The following is a 17222-nucleotide window of genomic DNA, read 5'->3' as shown; positions in this document are numbered from 1 at the left end:
TTGACTTACTTCCTTTGATCAAAGCGTAGCGAGAATCCCGTCTGCAATCGCTTGGGCATAACGTGTTTGATAAGCCGGACTTGCGAGTTTCGCACGATCCGCACTGTTCGACAAGAAACCAAGTTCTGCTAAGACTGCCGGGGCTTGAGTGTTGCGAATGACGGCATAATTGGCGAAGCGTACATTCCGGTTCTTCATGCCGGCATAACTCGTCAGTCGTTGCTGGATCGCTTGTGCGAGTTGAATCGAACTTGATCCTTTGGAATAAAAGCTTTCCGCACCTGACGCGCTCACCGCAGAAGAAGCATTGGTATGGATGCTGACGAAACGCGTTGTCGAAAGCGCATTCGACATCGCACTCCGGTCTCCTAATGTCGGATAATAATCATTCGTATACCGTGTTAACGTCAAATCGACTTTTCCTTCAAGGAGACCTGCGACTTGGCGCGCAACGGCTAGGACGATATCACGTTCTGCCAGTCCGGACCGGACGGCACCAGGATCATACCCACCGTGACCGGGATCGAGGACGATCAGTGGACGGTTGGAAGTGCTTGGTTGGAAGAGGGTCAAATACGTCGCTTCTACATAACCGCGACGACCATCTGCCGTTTGGACGGCGACGAAACCACGCGTTTTATGGAGACTATTCGTCACGACGAGTGGTGTTCCCCGTCCGAGTCGGGCGGTTTGTCCACTCAAGACGGAAGCAGCAGAACGTAAGGCGACTGTGCTTCCGGAATCAATCAAGACATACATCTTCGCGCCACTGTAGTCGGCTTTGCCGGCAGGTGTCGCAGCTGGCGAAGCCGTTCCTTTTTTCAAATAGGTTCCCATGACATAACCTGTTTTCCCGCCATACGTGACTTTATGCCAGTTCGAGCTGATGGACAGCGACTGGACGACCTGATTGCTTGGGATCGTCATCAGCAACGTGCCGGAAGTTGTCGGCGCACTGCGTAAGTTGAGTCGTTCGGTCGTCGTATAAGCAGTGGTAGGAGCAACGGTCACTTTTTTTAAGTAGGAGCCAGAGACGAACCCTGTTTTGTTGTTATAGGTGACGCGATACCAGTTGCCATCGCGGAAACTGGAACTGATCGACGTCTTAACTGGAATCGTCAACAGCCGTGCTGATACCGTAGAGGCAGCTTGACGTAACGATAACGCGTCAGTCGTCTGATATGTCGTTTTCGTAAACGTCGTGCCCGAAACGACTTTAGTTAAGTATTGACCAAGAACATAACCCGTCTTTCCACTGTACGTGACGCGATACCAATCACCAGCACGGTAGTTGGACGTGAGGGCTGTATTTTTCGGAATCGATGCCAATTTTTTTGAAGAAACGGAGTCTGCTGAACGTAGATTTAACAAATCGGTTGTTTTATACGTTGTTTTCGTAAACGTTACTCCAGTTGCAGCCGATACTAATGAGGACGGAAATACGATCGTGATCAGAAGCAAAAGTACTAACGCTGAGGTCAAGATTTTAGTTATTTTGTCCATTAAATTTCCAGTCTCCTTTTAAGTAAGATAAATACGTATAAAAGCTTATATAGTCAATTAAGTGCTTTTGAAATAGTTTAATTTATAATTTATATGTTCCGTTACAGCTCCTTTCTGTTAATATGAAGTGTAGTTAACTGCTACCCAATGAGATAAAAATATTACAGAATAATTAAATATATAATAAAATTATATATTAAAGAGGCAAAATGTAGTGAATTATATTTCAAAAAACATACAATTAAACATAATTGAAATATTTATGTTTAATTTAGGAAAGTAGGTCAATGAATGGGAACGAGTGAACATATCTACCGAGAACTGATGGAAATCGAAGAGGAATATCGTCGTTTGCAACGACGCGCAGAATATTTAATCGCGGAACTGAGCCGTGGAACCGGTGACTCGGCAAAAGAAATCGCTGTGACACAAGAACGTCCATTAAAGCAACGTCGTGTCAATCAACGTTACCCGCTGGAAGTATATGTCCACCAGATCAGTGACTTGATGCGTGAACGTGAGTCGATGTCAGCGCGTGACATTCAGATGGAACTCGAATTACGTTACCGTCATCAGATCAGCAACATCTATCAGTTGATGGCGAAGGTCGAACAAGCGAACCCTGCGATTAAAAAGGTAGGCCGTGGCATCTATACATATGATCCGTCTGCAGAAGTCCCAATCTTCATGTGAGCCGCTCGTCGGCTCTTTTTTTTTATGATATAATTCGCGCAGGAGCGTGATGTTATTATGTTATGGACGGCGTCCATTGTCTGTTTTATCGCGGCCTTACTGATCACACCCGTCGTGAAACGCTTTGCGATTGCAGTCGGTGCCGTTGACAGTCCGGACGCGCGAAAAGTACACGTGCGGATCATGCCGCGTTTAGGCGGACTTGCGATTTATATCGCCTTCATGATCGGCTACTTTATTTTGCAACCTTCAAGTCCGTATGCGACGCATATTTTGGTTGGTGGTTTTGTCGTCATTTTGACAGGAGCACTCGACGACCGTTTTCAATTGAATGCCCGGCTGAAGTTGATGGGGCAGATCGTCGCCGCCGTCGTCGTCTTAAACGGCGGGATTCGGATCGAATTCATCAATCTCCCCTTTGATCAACAACTGTTCCTCGGTTGGTGGAGTGTGCCGTTGACGTTCTTATGGGTCATCGGAATCACGAATGCCGTCAACTTGATTGATGGGTTAGACGGACTCGCAGCGGGTGTCTCGAGCATTGTCCTGTTGACACTGATCAGCTTGGCCGTCATCCAAGGCAACGTCTACGTGACGATCGTCGCGATTCTGTTGCTGATGAGTACGCTTGGTTTTCTGTTCCACAACTTTTATCCGGCCAAAATCTTCATGGGAGATACGGGAGCATTGTTCCTCGGCTACATGCTAGGGGTCTTGTCATTGCTGGGTTTCAAGAATGTCACCTTGTTTTCACTGGCCGTTCCGGTTATTTTGCTTGGAATTCCGATTTCCGATACGTTGTTTGCGATCGTACGTCGGGTCCTGCAAGGGAAACCACCGTTTGCGCCAGACAAAGCCCATCTGCACCACCGATTGCTTGATCTTGGGTTTACGATGCGGCAAGCCGTGCTCGTCATCTATGGACTGTGTGCCGTATTCGGCATGACAGCGATTCTGTTTTCCCAGACGACTTCGCTCGGAGCACTCGTCTCGTTACTCATGTTGTTACTCGTCCTCGATATCTTAGTCGAATCATTGGGCTTACTCGGCGAGCGGTATCGTCCCTTACTCAATCTGTTAGAACGAATCACATCAAAATAACCAATCAGCCGCTCAAAGGATTTGAGCGGCTGATTGACGCTAGGAGTGTCTAAAATGAATCTGATGGAACGTACAGATCGAATTGTCTATCTGGATGTCTTACGGGGATTCGCCTTGTGCGGGATTCTGTTCGTCAACATGCCGAGTTTTCTCGGAGAGCGTTTGACGAGTGAAATGGGACAAGCAGACCGGATGCTTCGATTATTGTTTGACCTCTTGATCCAGACGAAATTCTATACGTTGTTCAGTGTGTTGTTTGGAGCAGGCTTTATTTTGTTTATCGATCGTCTCCGTGTCAAAGGGAAGTCATTATGGGTATTTGTTCGCAGGCTGAGTATTTTATTTGTGTTTGGACTGATCCATCTTTTGTTTTGGAAAGGGGATATCTTACAGACATACGCACTCAGTGGTTTCTTTTTACTCTTGTTCGTCAAGACGCGTCCGACGACGAAATTATTCATCGGGATCACCTTACAACTCTACACGTTTTTCCTGTACGGATCGATTTATATGTACGCCCGGTCAGTGGGTGACCAATCAATCGTCGAGCCGGATGGTACGATTCAGGAACTGGTAGCGTCGCGGCAGTTTATTGACTACATATCCTATCACGCAACGGTTCAGCTGCCGCAGGCGTTAAGTAACACGCTGACGATTTTTCCGGAAATCTTATCATTGTTCTTGATTGGTGCCTATTTGATGGAACGTTTTACGATCCGACCGCCAGCGACACGGACACTTGTGCTGGTATTCGGCATCAGTCTCGTCCTGTCGTTCCCTGCGTTGTATCAAATCATTCGTATTCATCAAGGACCGGTGCCGGACGGACTGGCCAACTACTTTTTTGTCTGGTTATCGGGACGGACGCTTGCTGTGACTTATGCGGCAGGAGTGGCTTTACTCCTTCGATCCGGTCGTTCGCTGTCTGGTTTTCAAGTGCTTGGGCGGATGGCATTGACGAACTATCTGATGCAGACGATGGTCTTTACGGTACTGATTTTCCTGACGGGCATGTACGGAACGATTCCGTTATGGCAAGGGACGTTGTCTGTCATCGTGTTGTTGGCAATACAAGTCGTGTTCTCGAACTGGTACTTAAACCAACACCGTCAAGGTCCGATCGAAGCGGTCTGGCGTGCGGGGACATATGGCTTAAAAAAATCACAGAATGTATGAACGGTCACAGAAAATTTACAAACTTTTCGTATAATCATTGGTGGAGGTGGTTATATGAACAGATGGATCGAAATTTTTATCGTGTCCTTGAAGCTCGGATTAACGTCATTTGGCGGACCCGTCGCCCATTTAGGATACTTTTATGAGGAATATGTCAAACGAAGGAAATGGGTGGATGAGAAGGCTTATGCCGATTTGGTCGCTCTCTGTCAATTCTTGCCCGGCCCGGCTTCAAGTCAGGTCGGAATGGGAATTGGACTTGTCCGGGGGGGCGTCATCGGCGCCATCATCTCATTCATCGGCTTTACGTTACCGTCGAGTATTCTTTTGGTCATCTTTGCGTTGCTTGCGACTGAATTCAATTTGGCGGAAGCCGGATTCATTCATGGGTTGAAGCTCGTCGCCGTCGCAATCGTCGCTGATGCCGTGCTTGGTATGGGAACGAAACTCGCCGTTGGTCCGAAACGGTTGTTCTTGATGTTGCTTGCCCTTGCAGGGGTCTTGCTTCTCGCACACCCGCTCGCGCAAGTAGGCGTCTTGATTCTTGCAGCACTGATCGGTCTGTTTTTGTTCGAGGATGAACCCGCTAGTGGCGGAAAGTTAGATATTCGCGTACCACGTCTTCTCAGCATCGGTGCCTTGGTCTTGTTCATGGTCCTGCTCGTTGCGACACCGATTTTAGCGAATGTCGCGACAGGGAATGTCCAACTCACAAGTATCATGTACAGCGCGGGAGCGCTCGTCTTTGGTGGCGGGCACGTCGTCTTACCGTTTTTACAGCAGTCACTTGTCCCTGACTTTTTAACGGGTGATAGTTTTCTTGCTGGTTACGCGGCAGCTCAGGCCGTACCGGGACCGCTCTTTACATTTGCGACGTACCTTGGGACAGTCGTAAACGGTCTGACGGGCGGGATCCTTGCGACACTCGCTATTTTCTTGCCCGGCTTCTTGCTTGTCATCGGTGTGCTCCCGTTTTGGGACCGCGTCCGTTCGAACAAACAGGTCGGTCGGATGCTGATCGGGGTGAATGCGGCAGTTGTCGGTATTTTACTGGCAGCTTTGTATGACCCGATCTTTACATCAAGCGTCAAGACAGGTGCTGATTTTTTCGTCGCATTTGGTTTGTTCTGTCTGCTTCGGTTCTATAAACAGTCGCCGCTGCGCATCGTGATAATCGGTGCTTTGATTGGTACAATCATGAACTTGATCTGAGTCAAAATCGAGCTCAAGACACAAAAACGAACGATTCCTCTGTTTTGTAACAGGGAATCGTTCGTTTTTCGATGGGAGCAAGCACACCGCAAGCTTATGGATCTTCATGACCGTTCAAGTGTCACAAGGACAATCGCATCACGTGTCTGTTGGTTGGTTTGTCGAAATCCGAATTGCCGATATAAGGCAATCGCCGGATGATTTGCAGCAGCCGTCGAGACGAAACGAACGGTCTGTCGCGTCAAAACATGTTGCACGAGCTGTTTCGCAATCCCCTGACGAAAATGATCTGGGGAGACGATCAGCCGTGTGATCGTTTCCTGTTCAAGGGTCAGCGCCCCGACAAGTGTTCCCTCGCACACACAAACATAACCGCCGGGCTGCTCCTGCACCAGTTGGGCTTCCGTTTGCGTCAGCGGTGGGAAAGGCAGGACACCAATCAAATCCGCCTCGACTTGATAAGCCCGTTGTTGAAGGTGGTAGAGAGCCGGATAATCAGTTGATTCCAGTTGTCGAATCATCCGTGACCTCCGGTGTAAGCGTTGGATCGTCAGCTGTAGTTGGCAGGTTAAGCTGTTCTTTTAAAGCAGCTTTTGCTTCTGTAAGCGACGTTGGATCAAGCTGATAATAGTAGGCACCATTGATTTTCGTGTCGGTTCCTTTCAAATCAATCCGATTAACGGCATTCAGGGACTTCGCGAACGGTTGGAGTTGGAACGCTTCTGTCAGTGACATGTTCGTCGTGAAGTTATCACCCGTCGCATCCATCAATTTATTTAGTTTCGTGATGGATCCAAAAGATGTCGACTGATCGATGATGGCTTGGACGACCTGTTGTTGCCGTTTTGTCCGTCCGATGTCACCTTCCGGATCCTGATAACGCATCCGGGCATAAGCGAGCGCTTCTTCTCCATTTAAGCGTTGAAGACCCGGTTCGAGTTTAACACCATTTTTTTGGTCTGATGAATTCAACGTATCGATCGGTAATTTGACGTCGACGTCGATCCCGCCAACGGCATCGACGATCGCGACGACACCATTGAAGTTGATCGAGCCATAATAATCGATCGGGATGTCAAGCAGCATCTCGACGGTTTCGATCGTCGAATCAATCCCACCAAAGGCGTAGGAATGGTTGATCTTATCTTCGTAACCGACAGACGGAATCATGACGAGGGAGTCACGTGGAATGCTGAGCAGGTTGACTTTTTTATCGGTTTTGTTGAACGTTGCGACAATCATCGTATCGGCTCGTGAAGAGGTGTCTCCGGGCCGTTCGTCCGTTCCGACAAGCAGGACGGAAAAATGGTCTTTCGTCAAATCGACGGCAGCAGCCCGTTTGTCTGATTTATCACCACGCGACAGTTTGACTTCTGACTGCTTGGCAGCCTGGAATGTTTTATTCGCGACATAGGCAAATGCGGCACCTCCTGTGATGAAAACAATCAGGAACACGGTGACGAACACTTTAAACCAAGACCGTTTCGGTTTTTGTTTTGCAGAACGGGATCGTTTTGAGTCATCCACAGTTCATTACTCCTTACTTTACTGAATTATTAGAAAACTTTTAAATTCTTTACAAACAGTATAGCAGGTCAGGGTTGAATGTCACGTTCGATGTAGCGGGAAACGGTTTTCTTGAGAACCGCTTGTCCATTTGTCAGGTTCGTCATCCAGTCGATGAAGGAAGGTACATCTTTCTCTTCCACCCAGACGTCGATCTTGACGTGATCGAGATAATGAATCTGCTCGATGATGTGAGGGGTTGCCCGCAACTCATTCTCGAGCTTTCCTAACCACGTATAGTCGACTGTGACTTCAACGAGATCGTGAGCGACCCGTTCGATGATCCCGACGGCGTTTAAGGCTTCCGAGACACTGGTGCCATAAGCACGGATCAATCCGCCGCCACCGAGTTTAATGCCCCCGAAATAACGGGTGACGACGACGACGGTATTTCGGAGATTCCGTTTTTTTAAGACTTCGAGCATCGGGACGCCGGCTGTCCCACTTGGTTCACCGTCATCATTGGCTTTTTGGATCTCGTTTCGTTCGCCGATGACATAAGCGGAACAATTATGATTCGCGTCGTGATGTTTTTTTTTGAGGTCCGCAATGAAGCCCTGTGCCTCTTTTTCTGAGGTGGCACGCGCCAAATATGTAATAAATCGTGACTTTTGGATAATGATTTCATGGAAACCGTTTTCTTTTACTGTATAATAATTAAATAATGTCATAATCAAAAATGTCCTCCTCGTGAACTAGTTCTTTCTAGCATAACGACGATTAAAGAGAGAGACAACCGTGGGGACTGGCAAGGAACGGAGGGAGTAGCATGACGAATGAGATGGGGGAGCGACTGTCCTTGAATGATATCGTACAGAACATCATTGGTGTCGTAGAAGAAAGTCGGGAAGAAATCGTTCGCATCACAGAAAGTTCACGCGAACAATATGCTGAGATCCAGCAGGAGTTACGGGAACTGAAGACACGTGTTCACGACTATATCAAAGAAGCCGAACGGCTGGAACGACACATTAAGGACTCGAAAGCGCGACTCGTCATCGTGAGCAAGAACTTCGACAACTACTCGGAACAAGATATCCGGTCCGCGTATGAGACAGCAAACGCGCTTCAACTCGAATCATTCATCAATCAACGGGATGAGATGAATTGCCGCAAGCGGCGGGATGAACTCGAACGACGTTTGATTCAACTCGATGAAACGATTGAACGAGCCGACATGTTGATCAGTCGTGTCTCGGTTGTCCTGAACTTTTTGACGGACGATATGCAGGTCATGAATGAAAAGTACGAAAAAGCGATGCAGAAACAAGAAATGGGATTAAAAGTTTTTCAATCGGCTGAGAATGAACGGCGTCGGCTCTCGCGTGATATGCATGATGGTCCGGCACAGACGCTGGCCCATGTCTTGATCCGGGCCGACTTGATTGAAAAAATCCATCAACATAACGGGGCGGAGGCCGCTTTTGAAGAGATTCATCGTCTGCGAACGTTGATTCGTGACGGGTTAGCCGACATCCGGCGCATCATTTATGATTTACGTCCGATGACGCTCGATGATCTCGGATTTGTCCCGACACTCGAACGTTACTTACGACATATGCAGGAAATTTCCAACATTCCGATCCACTTCAACTATCTCGGGGGAGGGGAGCGGATTGAGTCGACGTATGAAGTCGCCGTCTTCCGAATTGTTCAAGAAGCCGTCCAAAATGCAGTTAAGCATTCCAAAGCAGGGGACATTCGTATTATCATAGAACAGTACCAACATTCCGTTCGGATTCACGTCAAAGATAATGGGATCGGATTTGATTTCGATTCGATCGTCGAATCGTGTGATGAATCGTTTGGATTGATCGGGATGCGTGAACGGATTGAATTGATTGATGGTGAGTTTGAGATCGAGACGCAACCAGGAAAAGGGACAGTCATCAAGGTAAGGATTCCAGTTGAGGAATCCGGAGTGAGAGGGGAAACACTGTGAATAACGAGCAAGTAAAAGTAGTCATCATCGATGATCATCAGCTTTTCCGTGAAGGCGTCAAACGAATTCTTGATTTTGAACAAGAGTTCATCGTCGTCGCGGAAGGGGAAAGCGGAGCGGATGTCATTCCGCTTGTCGAAGCCCATCAACCTGATATCGTCTTAATGGATATAAATATGCCGAAAGTCAATGGTGTCGAAGCAACGAAACGTCTGATGGAAGTTCATCCGGAAGTTCGTGTCATCATTCTGTCGATCCATGACGATGAAACTTATGTCATGCATGCGTTAGGGGCAGGGGCAGTAGGATATCTCTTAAAAGAGATGGCGACGGATGAGCTCGTGAATGCGATTCGTTCCGTTTATCGGGAGGGTGGTTATGTCCATCCGAAAGTCACGCCAAACTTACTGCAAGAATACCGTCGTTTGATGAAGATGAAACAGACGATGTCTTCTCAACCCATCGAAAAACGTGTTGCGGAAGCACCGCTCCATGTGCTGACGCGTCGTGAATGCGAAGTCTTGCAGCTACTCGCAGATGGATTCTCCAATCGAGCAATCAGCGACACGTTGTTTATTAGTGAAAAGACTGTCAAAAATCATGTGTCATCGATTTTACGCAAGATGAATGTTCCTGACCGTACTAGTGCCGTTGTCGAAGCCATTCGGCGGGGCTGGGTCGTCGTCGTTTGATTTCAGGACGGAAGCCGATTCGGCTCCGTCTTTCTTTTTTTTACAGACTAAAATATGATATGATGAAAAGCGATTGTGACCTGTCAGAATACCTTATGTCACGACGGAACTCTTAAAAGCGAGGAAATTCACGAATGAGCCAGATTGTGATTTTAACGGATAGTACAGCCTATCTGCCAACTACCTATTGTGAAGAAAACAACGTCCATGTCGCACCGCTCAGTGTCATTTTTGATAGAGAAGCGTACCGGGAAGGCATTGATATTTCCGTACCCGATTTTTATCAACGGATTCAGACAGGAAGTCTCCCAACGACTTCGCAACCGAACATTGGAGATATCGTCGATGCGTTTGACCGTCTTCCACAAGGAACGGATATCATCGGCATCACGTTATCGAGTGGGATTAGTGGCACGTATCAGGCACTACATACGATCAATCTGATGGTCGAACACGTCCAGGTACATCCAATTGATTCCCGGATTTCCTGCATGCCGCAAGCCTTTTTAGTGAAGGAAGCGGTCCGGATGCGTGATGCAGGTGCGACGGCAGCTGAAATCGTCACGCGCCTTGAAGATTTAAAAGGACTGATTCGCGCCTACTTCGTCGTTGATGACTTAGAGCATCTGCAGCGTGGCGGACGCCTCAGCATGACGCAAGCTGTCGTCGGTTCGTTTTTGAAGATCAAACCGGTCCTTCATTTTGTTGAAGGAAAGATCGTGCCGTTCGAAAAAATCCGGACGTTCAAACGGGCAGTCAAACGAATCGAAGAGATGATGGAAGATACGATTCATGGAACCGGAGCCGGTTACGTCATCGGTGTCATTCATGCAGAAGATTCGTCTAAAGCAGAAGCCGAGATTGCGGTCTTGCAGGCACGATTCCCGGAAGCACGGATCGAGATGAGTCTGTTTGGTCCGGTCATCGGAACGCATCTAGGACCGGGAGCGATCGGGATCACGTGGTATCAAGAAGCCTGAATCTAGAACAAACGAAACGCATAGTTGAAACTTTCGGCGTGTCTACTCAAGTAGATGCGTCTTTTTTGTGGAGTTGTTTGCATTTTGTGATAGCGTGACATGATTTGGATGAGCAGGAAATGCGAGGACGTTGACGAAAAACATGTCTACGCTGGCGTGAAGGCCGGTTGTAGAAAGGACGTGACAGATGGATCTAAGAGGACGCGTGATTCCGGCATATCAGCTAGACGAACCAATCGATTATCCAATCAAACGCTTGCCGGCCGTGACATGGCGTTGTCAACGGTGTGGTCAGTTACCGACGCGTGGTCCGTGTACGTGTGGGAAACGTTGTTATTACTGCCGTCATTGCCTGGTTTTTGGCAAGTTGCGGACATGTGACTACCTGGTGACGGACCCACGCCCGTTAGAACCGGTTCAAGCCGACCACCATGCCGAACTGAACTTGACCGTCGATCAACAACGGATCGCGCGCGCAATCGTCAAGACGATTGATCAAAAGAAACGATTGCTCGTCCACGCCGTCTGTGGAGCCGGTAAGACACCGATGCTGTTTCCGGGCATTGAACGGGCGCTTTGTACACAGAAACGTGTCTTGATCACGACACCACGAGCGGATGTCGTGCGGGAGTTGACGGTGCATGTGAAGGGGGCATTCCGGCAGACCACAATCGTCTCATTGTTTGGCGGATCTGCAGATCGCCTCCAGCTTGGCGATATCACGATTAGTACGACCCACCAATTGATTCATTACCGTGCTTGTTTTGACGTCGTCTTCATCGATGAAGTCGATGCCTTCCCCTATCATGCGGACCGGACGTTACACCGCTATGTCCGTCAAGCGATGCGGACAGGGGCCTCACTGATTTTACTGAGTGCGACCCCATCGTTACGCAATAAACTCCTTCCGACCGTCCGGCTGATGCGCCGCTATCACGGATTTCCGTTACCTGTCCCTCGTCTACAGATTCCGTATACCGAGACGGATGTCTTGGACTGGCTCGCCACCCATTCGACGAAGCCCCGACTCGTGTTCGTCCCGAAAGTCGACGACCTGAAGGTATGGCAAGACGTATTCCGTCAACACCAACTGAAAAGCGAAACCGTCCATGCCGCCGATCCGGACCGGATTACGAAGGTCGGACAGTTTCGTCAGACGACCGGGATTTTATTGACGACGACGATTTTAGAACGGGGCGTGACGCTCGTTGATGTTCAAGTCGCCGTGCTGGATGCCGATCAAGCGTTTAGTGTCGCGGCGTTGATTCAAATCAGCGGTCGTGTCGGACGGAGTGCGGATTTTCCGGAAGGCGAGGTTGTATTTTTTGCGAACGACCGCTCCGATGCGATGTATCAGGCGATTCATCAGATCAAACAAGCGAACCGGGAGGGATTTCGATGAAGTGCAGACTTTGCGGACAGGCATTTTTACCAAGTTGGTCGTTGTCGAACGTCTGGACTAGGCAAACCCTGTGTCCAACCTGTAAAATAGAATTTGTAAAAAGAGGGGAATGCGCAGACTGTGGAAAACCGGGACACGCGCTCTGTGCGGACTGTCAGCAGTGGCGAAAGCAGGGACAAACACTGGTCACACATCCCTTGTTTCTCTATCATCCGCAGGCCAAGGCATTTATGAAACAGTATAAGTTTCTCGGAGACACCGCTTTGCTCGAAGTGTTTAAAACAGAGCTGAAGAAGGTAAAAGTCAAACAGGACTGGATCGTTCCGATTCCGTTAAGCCCGGAGCGGTTGGCAGAACGTCGTTTTAATCAAGCCGAATGGATTGCCCGGATGTTGCGGGGACGCGTCCATCTGGCATTGGAGCGAACGGACGGTGTTGCGCTCAGCCACTTATCGAGACGACAACGGTACGAGCGGACGAACCCGTTTCACGTCATTCAACCGGTTGGCGGAAAAAACATTCTGCTTGTGGATGATGTGTACACGACAGGAATCACCTTACGCCAAGCCGCTTCTCGACTGCGTGAAGCCGGAGCGAAAGAAATTTCTGCCGTAACTTTATTTCGAAGTGTTTAAAAAAGTCTCCTTCCTGCCGATATTCAATATGAGGTGAAGGAAATGGATGTATTAAACTGCAAAACTTGTGGGAAGTTATTTGTTCGTCAATCTTCTGATCTCTGTGTGGATTGTATCAGAAAAGATCATACTGATTTTGAGAAGGTGCGTGAGTTCCTGCGAGAACGGCGAAAAGTCCGAACCTCACCTGTCGATATTGAGATGACTATCGGTGTGAAAAAAGAAAACGTATACCGGTACATTAAAGAAGGGCGATTGTTGATTTCTGAGATTTCTCAGATGGAGATCATGTGTGAGAGTTGCGGGAAGCCCTCCCGTGATGGCACGATTTGTGCCGAATGTCGTGATACCTTGCGACGTGACCTCGCCCAAGCGATGCTGGATTCTTCTGCCCCTTCGAAACCGAGAACGTATCGAACTTGAATTAAGAATCTTGTAGTCTAGAAAGCAGGTGTTCACATGCGAATTGATTCTACGAAATGGGTGAATATGCCTAAAGCGTACGAAAAAAATCAAAAAGTAGAAGGAACAGAACCAACACGTACGAATCGGCCGGATGAAGTGACGATCTCAAGCGAAGCGCGGATGCGTTTTAGTGAGACACCTTCTTCCCGGACCGAGAAAATCGAATCCCTTCGTCAAGCCATTCAGGATGGAACCTATAAACCGGATGCGAAAAAAATCGCGGAACGTTTCTTGAACTTGTAAGAAGGTTAACTCAGACAGTAGAGGCGACTCGGGGCACGGATGCGCGGGTCGTTTTTTATATGAACGCATATACATAATAGAAGAGGAGGAATGGACGGATGGAACTCATCGATCAGCTGACAGCAGCACACATTCCGTTATTAAAACTAGCAGAAGAAAAAAAGCAGGTCCTGATTCAAAACGACATGCAACGTCTTTCGCAAATCGTCAAGGAAGAACCGGTTCATCTGAAACGCATCGAACAGTTGGAACAGCAACGGATCGAACAGATGGGGACGATGACGATGACGGAATGGCTACAGGTTCATCCGACAGATGTCGATTCCATGCGTCAGTTACTCCAGGCAATCGGTCAACTGAAGGCACTTAATGAACTGAATGCCGACCTGCTCGAACAATCGCTTCAGTATCTCAACTGGCATCTTGAACTGTTGATACCGGAAGCCGATGATTTTACATACGGTCAATCCGCGCTGGATCGCGCACACTTCAATCGAAATGCCTAAGGGGGAAACAACATGGGATCAACATTCATGGGGCTTGAAACAGGCCGGCGTGCGCTGACGACCAATCAGTGGGCACTTCAGTCAACCGGAAACAATATCGCCAATGCAGGAACCGTCGGATTTTCACGGCAACGTCTTGTCATGGCGACAACAGAACAACTGTCGATGGCCATCGGGACAGGAAAGATGGGACAAATCGGGACCGGTGTGAAAGGTGAACTCCTCGAACGTGTCCGTGATGTCATGCTCGATAAACAATACCGGGACGAGGCGACGAAGACATCTTACTATGGTACAAAAGAGGCCGCATTCGGTCGGATGGAAGACGTCATCAATGAACCATCCGATACCGGCTTGTCCAAAGCCTTTGATGGGTTTTGGGAATCCCTTCAGACCTTATCAACGAATCCCCAAGATTCAGGTGCCCGGAGTGTCGTCCGTCAAAAAGCCGAGACGTTGACACAAACGTTTAATTATATGGCGAAGGCACTCAATCAAGTACAAGGTGACTTGAAAAGTGAGATTGAGGTCTCGACCAAAAAAGTAAATGATCTGTTCAAAAAGATTCATAATATCAATGCGGAAATCCATACGGTCGAACCGCTTGGTGTGTTACCAAATGCACTTTATGATGAACGAGACCGTTATTTCGATGAACTCGCAGAGTACGTCGATTTTGAAAAAGTATCAGTCGACGGTGATGCGATTCAGCAAGGGACACTTGGGAATACGGTTAAAACGGCAGAAGGTCGGATCGATGTTCGAATCAAATTACCGAATGGTGATAAGTTGCTTGCAGTGGATTCGGATCTGCCAAAAGCTGGGACGTTGACCTTTACAACAGATGACAATGGCCTCTATACAGGATTCAAAACGGATTCACAAACGATGTCATTTGACACAGCCGGCGGTTTTTCATCAGGTCGATTAATTGGTCTGATTGAGATGTATGGACACGTGGAGGATGGTCAAGCAACCGGTGAGTACGTCAACATGCAAGGACACCTCGATGAGATGGCGACGACGTTTGCGACTGCATTCAACGAAGCGCATGCGACGAACGTAAAAAAAGATACGACAAATGGCACAAATGAATTTTTTGTTTCTTCCAACGGGGAAGCAATTACGGCGAAGTCGATTACGCTTGGAGCAGACATTAAAAAGAGTCTGGATAACATTGCTACCTCGACGGACGGGAACATCGGTGATAGTGCCGGTGCCTTGAAGCTGGCCAACATGAAGACAACAAGCATTCGTTTTGAACGATCCGATACGACGACGACAGTTGGTTCGTTTTATCAAAATGTCATTGGAGACATGGCAGTCGCAACGGATCAGGTCGCTCGGCTCGGTCAGAGTTCTGCCGTCTTGATGGAAAGTGCGGAACAGCGCCGTATGTCGGTTTCGGCTGTTTCGATTGATGAAGAAATGACGATGATGATTCAGTACCAACATGCATACAACGCGGCAGCGCGTAATATTACTACGGTTGATGAGATGCTTGATAAAATCATCAATGGTATGGGAATCGTAGGACGGTGATGACTAAATGCGCGTAACACAAACGATGCTGACGAAAACAAATATCGGACATCTCTCAGCCAGTTATCAAAAACTGAGTGCGATGCAGGAACAATTGATCAGTGGAAAAAAGATTCAGCGCCCATCTGAAGATCCGGTCGTCGCGATGCAAGGGATACGTTACCGGACAGAAGTGCGTGAAGTCGAACAGTTCAAAAAAAATGTCAATGAAGCGACAGGTTGGATGGACTTGACGGACTCGGCACTGAACGAAGTGACATCCGCCATGAGCCGGGTCCGTGAATTGACGACACAAGCTGCGACGGATACGTATGATGCCACGCAACGAAAAGCAATCCAAAGCGAAGTGGGTCAGTTGATTGAACATATCGGGACACTGGCGAACACGAAATATAATGAAAAAGCCATTTTTAATGGAACAAAGACCGATCAGCCGTTCATTTCGATGGAAGGTCTGAAAGACTATTTAACAACACCAGGTAAGGCGGTTGATACCGTTTTTACGGACGGTGATCCAACTGAAAAAGAAAATGAAGTCATCCGCTATGAAATTTCTTCCGGAATTGAAGTCCAAGTCAACGTTTCACCGACGAATGTCTTTAGTCCGGAGACGTTTACGACGCTCAAAAAATTATACGATGCGCTTGGTGGGGTTTCAGACGCAGGGGCCGTCGATAGTTCAAATAATGGAGCCGAATTATCAGGCATGTTAAAAGATTTGGATAGTATGCTCAATCAGACGGTCGAAACGCGAGCTGATCTCGGGGCGCGGGTCAACCGCCTCGAACTGAATGCGTCGCGTCTGGAGGATCAAGAAATTATCGCAAAATCGGTCATGTCGGATAACGAAGACATCGAAGCCGAAAAAGTCATCATGGAACTGAAGTCGTATGAAACGTTACACCGTGCGGCACTCAGTGCGGGGGCGCGGATCATTCAGCCGACCTTGCTTGATTTCTTACGTTAAGAAGGGAATGACGGACGGTGAATCTGCCACATCTTGAGATGCGTCAAACGTCAGCGAAGATTGGAATCAATGCGACCCGGGCCACGCTTGAGCAACATCAGGCACCGGCGTCGTTATCGATCGAACAACCAAAAGGGAATCTGTCGATCGAGACCGTCGCAGCACGTCTCGAAATCGACTCGACCCAAGCGATGATTGAAACGGGACGACTTCCGGCGTTCGAGTCCGTCCAGCGTTATGCGGAATATGGTCGTCAGATGGGGCAACAGGCAGTTAGTCGGGCAGCAGCGGAAGGCGATCAATTGATGCGAATCGAGCAAGGGGGAAATGCGGTAGCCCGCGTCGCAAAATCGCGGGACACGCCGCCTGCTGAAGTGACGACACTTGGTTTCTCACCACGTAGTCTCGATCGGGTCAAAATCAATTACACGCCGGCAGAAGTACAACTCAACTATACGGCTGAGAAACCGCGGATTGAGGTCCAGGTCAATCGACCGGAGTTGAATGTGACGGAAGGTACGGTCGAAATTTATCTACGGGAACAAAATCAACTGGATATGTGGCCGGTCGGCGGCATGTTCGATGGGGAAGGATAAT

19 protein-coding genes are annotated in these 17222 nt (G+C 48.4%); 15 read left to right on the top strand and 4 right to left on the bottom strand.

The window, feature by feature from the left end; genetic code table 11:
• Nucleotides 1-18 precede the first annotated feature (18 nt).
• Nucleotides 19-1503, bottom strand: coding sequence for an N-acetylmuramoyl-L-alanine amidase (locus P404_RS0105100; protein ID WP_026830150.1), 1485 nt, complete (start codon nt 1501-1503; stop codon nt 19-21).
• A 291-nt stretch (nt 1504-1794) separates the two neighbouring features.
• On the opposite strand from P404_RS0105100, the gene P404_RS0105095 reads away from it, so the two are divergent.
• Genes P404_RS0105095 through chrA form a run of 4 tightly spaced genes read left to right on the top strand, consistent with a single transcriptional unit; the run spans nt 1795 to nt 5685 of the window.
• Entirely contained in the window at nt 1795-2196 is a 402-nt protein-coding gene (locus P404_RS0105095) for a Rok-like winged helix domain-containing protein (protein WP_014971241.1), read from the top strand.
• Nucleotides 2197-2253: 57 nt separating this feature from the next.
• Nucleotides 2254-3297, top strand: a complete 1044-nt coding sequence (locus P404_RS0105090; RefSeq protein WP_014971240.1) for a glycosyltransferase family 4 protein — start codon at nt 2254-2256, stop codon at nt 3295-3297.
• Nucleotides 3298-3351: 54 nt separating this feature from the next.
• Entirely contained in the window at nt 3352-4473 is a 1122-nt protein-coding gene (locus P404_RS0105085; RefSeq protein ID WP_026830149.1) for a DUF418 domain-containing protein, read from the top strand.
• A 54-nt stretch (nt 4474-4527) separates the two neighbouring features.
• On the top strand, nt 4528-5685 hold the full coding sequence (chrA, locus tag P404_RS0105080) for a chromate efflux transporter (protein WP_026830148.1): 1158 nt from the start codon (nt 4528-4530) through the stop codon (nt 5683-5685).
• A gap of 104 nt (nt 5686-5789) precedes the next feature.
• Here chrA and P404_RS0105075 read toward each other — a convergent pair whose 3' ends face one another.
• The 3 genes from P404_RS0105075 to P404_RS0105065 form a co-directional block, all read right to left on the bottom strand.
• Nucleotides 5790-6206 carry a GNAT family N-acetyltransferase gene (locus tag P404_RS0105075; protein WP_014971237.1) on the bottom strand — a complete coding sequence of 139 codons (417 nt, stop codon included), beginning with the start codon at nt 6204-6206 and terminating at the stop codon, nt 5790-5792.
• Complete coding sequence (locus P404_RS0105070; protein WP_014971236.1) at nt 6181-7212, bottom strand: LCP family protein; 1032 nt, start codon at nt 7210-7212, stop codon at nt 6181-6183. The genes P404_RS0105075 and P404_RS0105070 overlap by 26 nt, the downstream gene beginning before the upstream one ends.
• A 68-nt stretch (nt 7213-7280) precedes the next feature.
• Nucleotides 7281-7922, bottom strand: a complete 642-nt coding sequence (locus tag P404_RS0105065; RefSeq protein WP_014971235.1) for a YigZ family protein — start codon at nt 7920-7922, stop codon at nt 7281-7283.
• A gap of 98 nt (nt 7923-8020) precedes the next feature.
• On the opposite strand from P404_RS0105065, the gene P404_RS0105060 reads away from it, so the two are divergent.
• The 11 genes from P404_RS0105060 to P404_RS0105010 all read left to right on the top strand — a co-directional run bounded on the left by P404_RS0105060 (nt 8021) and on the right by P404_RS0105010 (nt 17221).
• Complete coding sequence (locus tag P404_RS0105060; RefSeq protein ID WP_014971234.1) at nt 8021-9193, top strand: sensor histidine kinase; 1173 nt, start codon at nt 8021-8023, stop codon at nt 9191-9193.
• Nucleotides 9190-9885, top strand: a complete 696-nt coding sequence (locus tag P404_RS0105055; protein ID WP_026830147.1) for a response regulator — start codon at nt 9190-9192, stop codon at nt 9883-9885. The genes P404_RS0105060 and P404_RS0105055 overlap by 4 nt, the downstream gene beginning before the upstream one ends.
• Before the next feature lie 134 nt (nt 9886-10019).
• Nucleotides 10020-10865, top strand: a complete 846-nt coding sequence (locus tag P404_RS0105050) for a DegV family protein (RefSeq protein ID WP_014971232.1) — start codon at nt 10020-10022, stop codon at nt 10863-10865.
• Between the two features lie 187 nt (nt 10866-11052).
• Complete coding sequence (locus P404_RS17350; protein ID WP_051590460.1) at nt 11053-12267, top strand: helicase-related protein; 1215 nt, start codon at nt 11053-11055, stop codon at nt 12265-12267.
• A gap of 230 nt (nt 12268-12497) precedes the next feature.
• Nucleotides 12498-12902, top strand: coding sequence for a ComF family protein (locus tag P404_RS18750; protein ID WP_236624325.1), 405 nt, complete (start codon nt 12498-12500; stop codon nt 12900-12902).
• A gap of 42 nt (nt 12903-12944) precedes the next feature.
• Nucleotides 12945-13325 (top strand): hypothetical protein, encoded by a 381-nt coding sequence (locus tag P404_RS0105035; protein WP_026830146.1) that lies wholly within the window; start codon nt 12945-12947, stop codon nt 13323-13325.
• A 36-nt stretch (nt 13326-13361) separates the two neighbouring features.
• Nucleotides 13362-13610, top strand: a complete 249-nt coding sequence (flgM, locus tag P404_RS0105030) for a flagellar biosynthesis anti-sigma factor FlgM (RefSeq protein WP_014971230.1) — start codon at nt 13362-13364, stop codon at nt 13608-13610.
• 98 nt (nt 13611-13708) lie between these two features.
• Nucleotides 13709-14116, top strand: a complete 408-nt coding sequence (locus P404_RS0105025; protein ID WP_014971229.1) for a flagellar protein FlgN — start codon at nt 13709-13711, stop codon at nt 14114-14116.
• 12 nt (nt 14117-14128) lie between these two features.
• A complete protein-coding gene (flgK, locus tag P404_RS0105020) occupies nt 14129-15658 on the top strand; it encodes a flagellar hook-associated protein FlgK (protein WP_026830145.1) in 1530 nt (509 codons plus the stop codon).
• Nucleotides 15659-15665: 7 nt separating this feature from the next.
• The gene (flgL, locus tag P404_RS0105015) at nt 15666-16625 is read left to right on the top strand and encodes a flagellar hook-associated protein FlgL (protein ID WP_014971227.1); all 960 of its coding nucleotides are present in this window, start codon (nt 15666-15668) and stop codon (nt 16623-16625) included.
• Nucleotides 16626-16642: 17 nt separating this feature from the next.
• Complete coding sequence (locus P404_RS0105010) at nt 16643-17221, top strand: DUF6470 family protein (protein WP_026830144.1); 579 nt, start codon at nt 16643-16645, stop codon at nt 17219-17221.
• Nucleotide 17222: the final 1 nt, after the last annotated feature.

Source organism: Exiguobacterium antarcticum DSM 14480, from assembly GCF_000685865.1.
GTDB lineage: Bacteria > Bacillota > Bacilli > Exiguobacteriales > Exiguobacteriaceae > Exiguobacterium_A > Exiguobacterium_A antarcticum.
The sequence above is the reverse complement of the archived record's forward strand: the minus strand, read 5'-3'. Positions and strand labels throughout refer to the sequence as shown.

Excerpts from the sequence above, each read along its gene's own strand:
- flgK (WP_026830145.1), top strand. The coding sequence starts at position 14,129 with ATGGGATCAACATTCATGGGGCTTGAAACAGGCCGGCGTGCGCTGACG.
- P404_RS17350 (WP_051590460.1), top strand. The coding sequence starts at position 11,053 with ATGGATCTAAGAGGACGCGTGATTCCGGCATATCAGCTAGACGAACCA.
- P404_RS0105075 (WP_014971237.1), bottom strand. The coding sequence starts at position 6,206 with ATGATTCGACAACTGGAATCAACTGATTATCCGGCTCTCTACCACCTT.
- P404_RS0105025 (WP_014971229.1), top strand. The coding sequence starts at position 13,709 with ATGGAACTCATCGATCAGCTGACAGCAGCACACATTCCGTTATTAAAA.
- P404_RS18750 (WP_236624325.1), top strand. The coding sequence starts at position 12,498 with ATGAAACAGTATAAGTTTCTCGGAGACACCGCTTTGCTCGAAGTGTTT.
- P404_RS0105060 (WP_014971234.1), top strand. The coding sequence starts at position 8,021 with ATGACGAATGAGATGGGGGAGCGACTGTCCTTGAATGATATCGTACAG.
- P404_RS0105065 (WP_014971235.1), bottom strand. The coding sequence starts at position 7,922 with ATGACATTATTTAATTATTATACAGTAAAAGAAAACGGTTTCCATGAA.
- P404_RS0105050 (WP_014971232.1), top strand. The coding sequence starts at position 10,020 with ATGAGCCAGATTGTGATTTTAACGGATAGTACAGCCTATCTGCCAACT.
- P404_RS0105095 (WP_014971241.1), top strand. The coding sequence starts at position 1,795 with ATGGGAACGAGTGAACATATCTACCGAGAACTGATGGAAATCGAAGAG.
- P404_RS0105035 (WP_026830146.1), top strand. The coding sequence starts at position 12,945 with ATGGATGTATTAAACTGCAAAACTTGTGGGAAGTTATTTGTTCGTCAA.
- P404_RS0105100 (WP_026830150.1), bottom strand. The coding sequence starts at position 1,503 with ATGGACAAAATAACTAAAATCTTGACCTCAGCGTTAGTACTTTTGCTT.
- flgL (WP_014971227.1), top strand. The coding sequence starts at position 15,666 with ATGCGCGTAACACAAACGATGCTGACGAAAACAAATATCGGACATCTC.
- flgM (WP_014971230.1), top strand. The coding sequence starts at position 13,362 with ATGCGAATTGATTCTACGAAATGGGTGAATATGCCTAAAGCGTACGAA.
- P404_RS0105090 (WP_014971240.1), top strand. The coding sequence starts at position 2,254 with ATGTTATGGACGGCGTCCATTGTCTGTTTTATCGCGGCCTTACTGATC.
- chrA (WP_026830148.1), top strand. The coding sequence starts at position 4,528 with ATGAACAGATGGATCGAAATTTTTATCGTGTCCTTGAAGCTCGGATTA.
- P404_RS0105085 (WP_026830149.1), top strand. The coding sequence starts at position 3,352 with ATGAATCTGATGGAACGTACAGATCGAATTGTCTATCTGGATGTCTTA.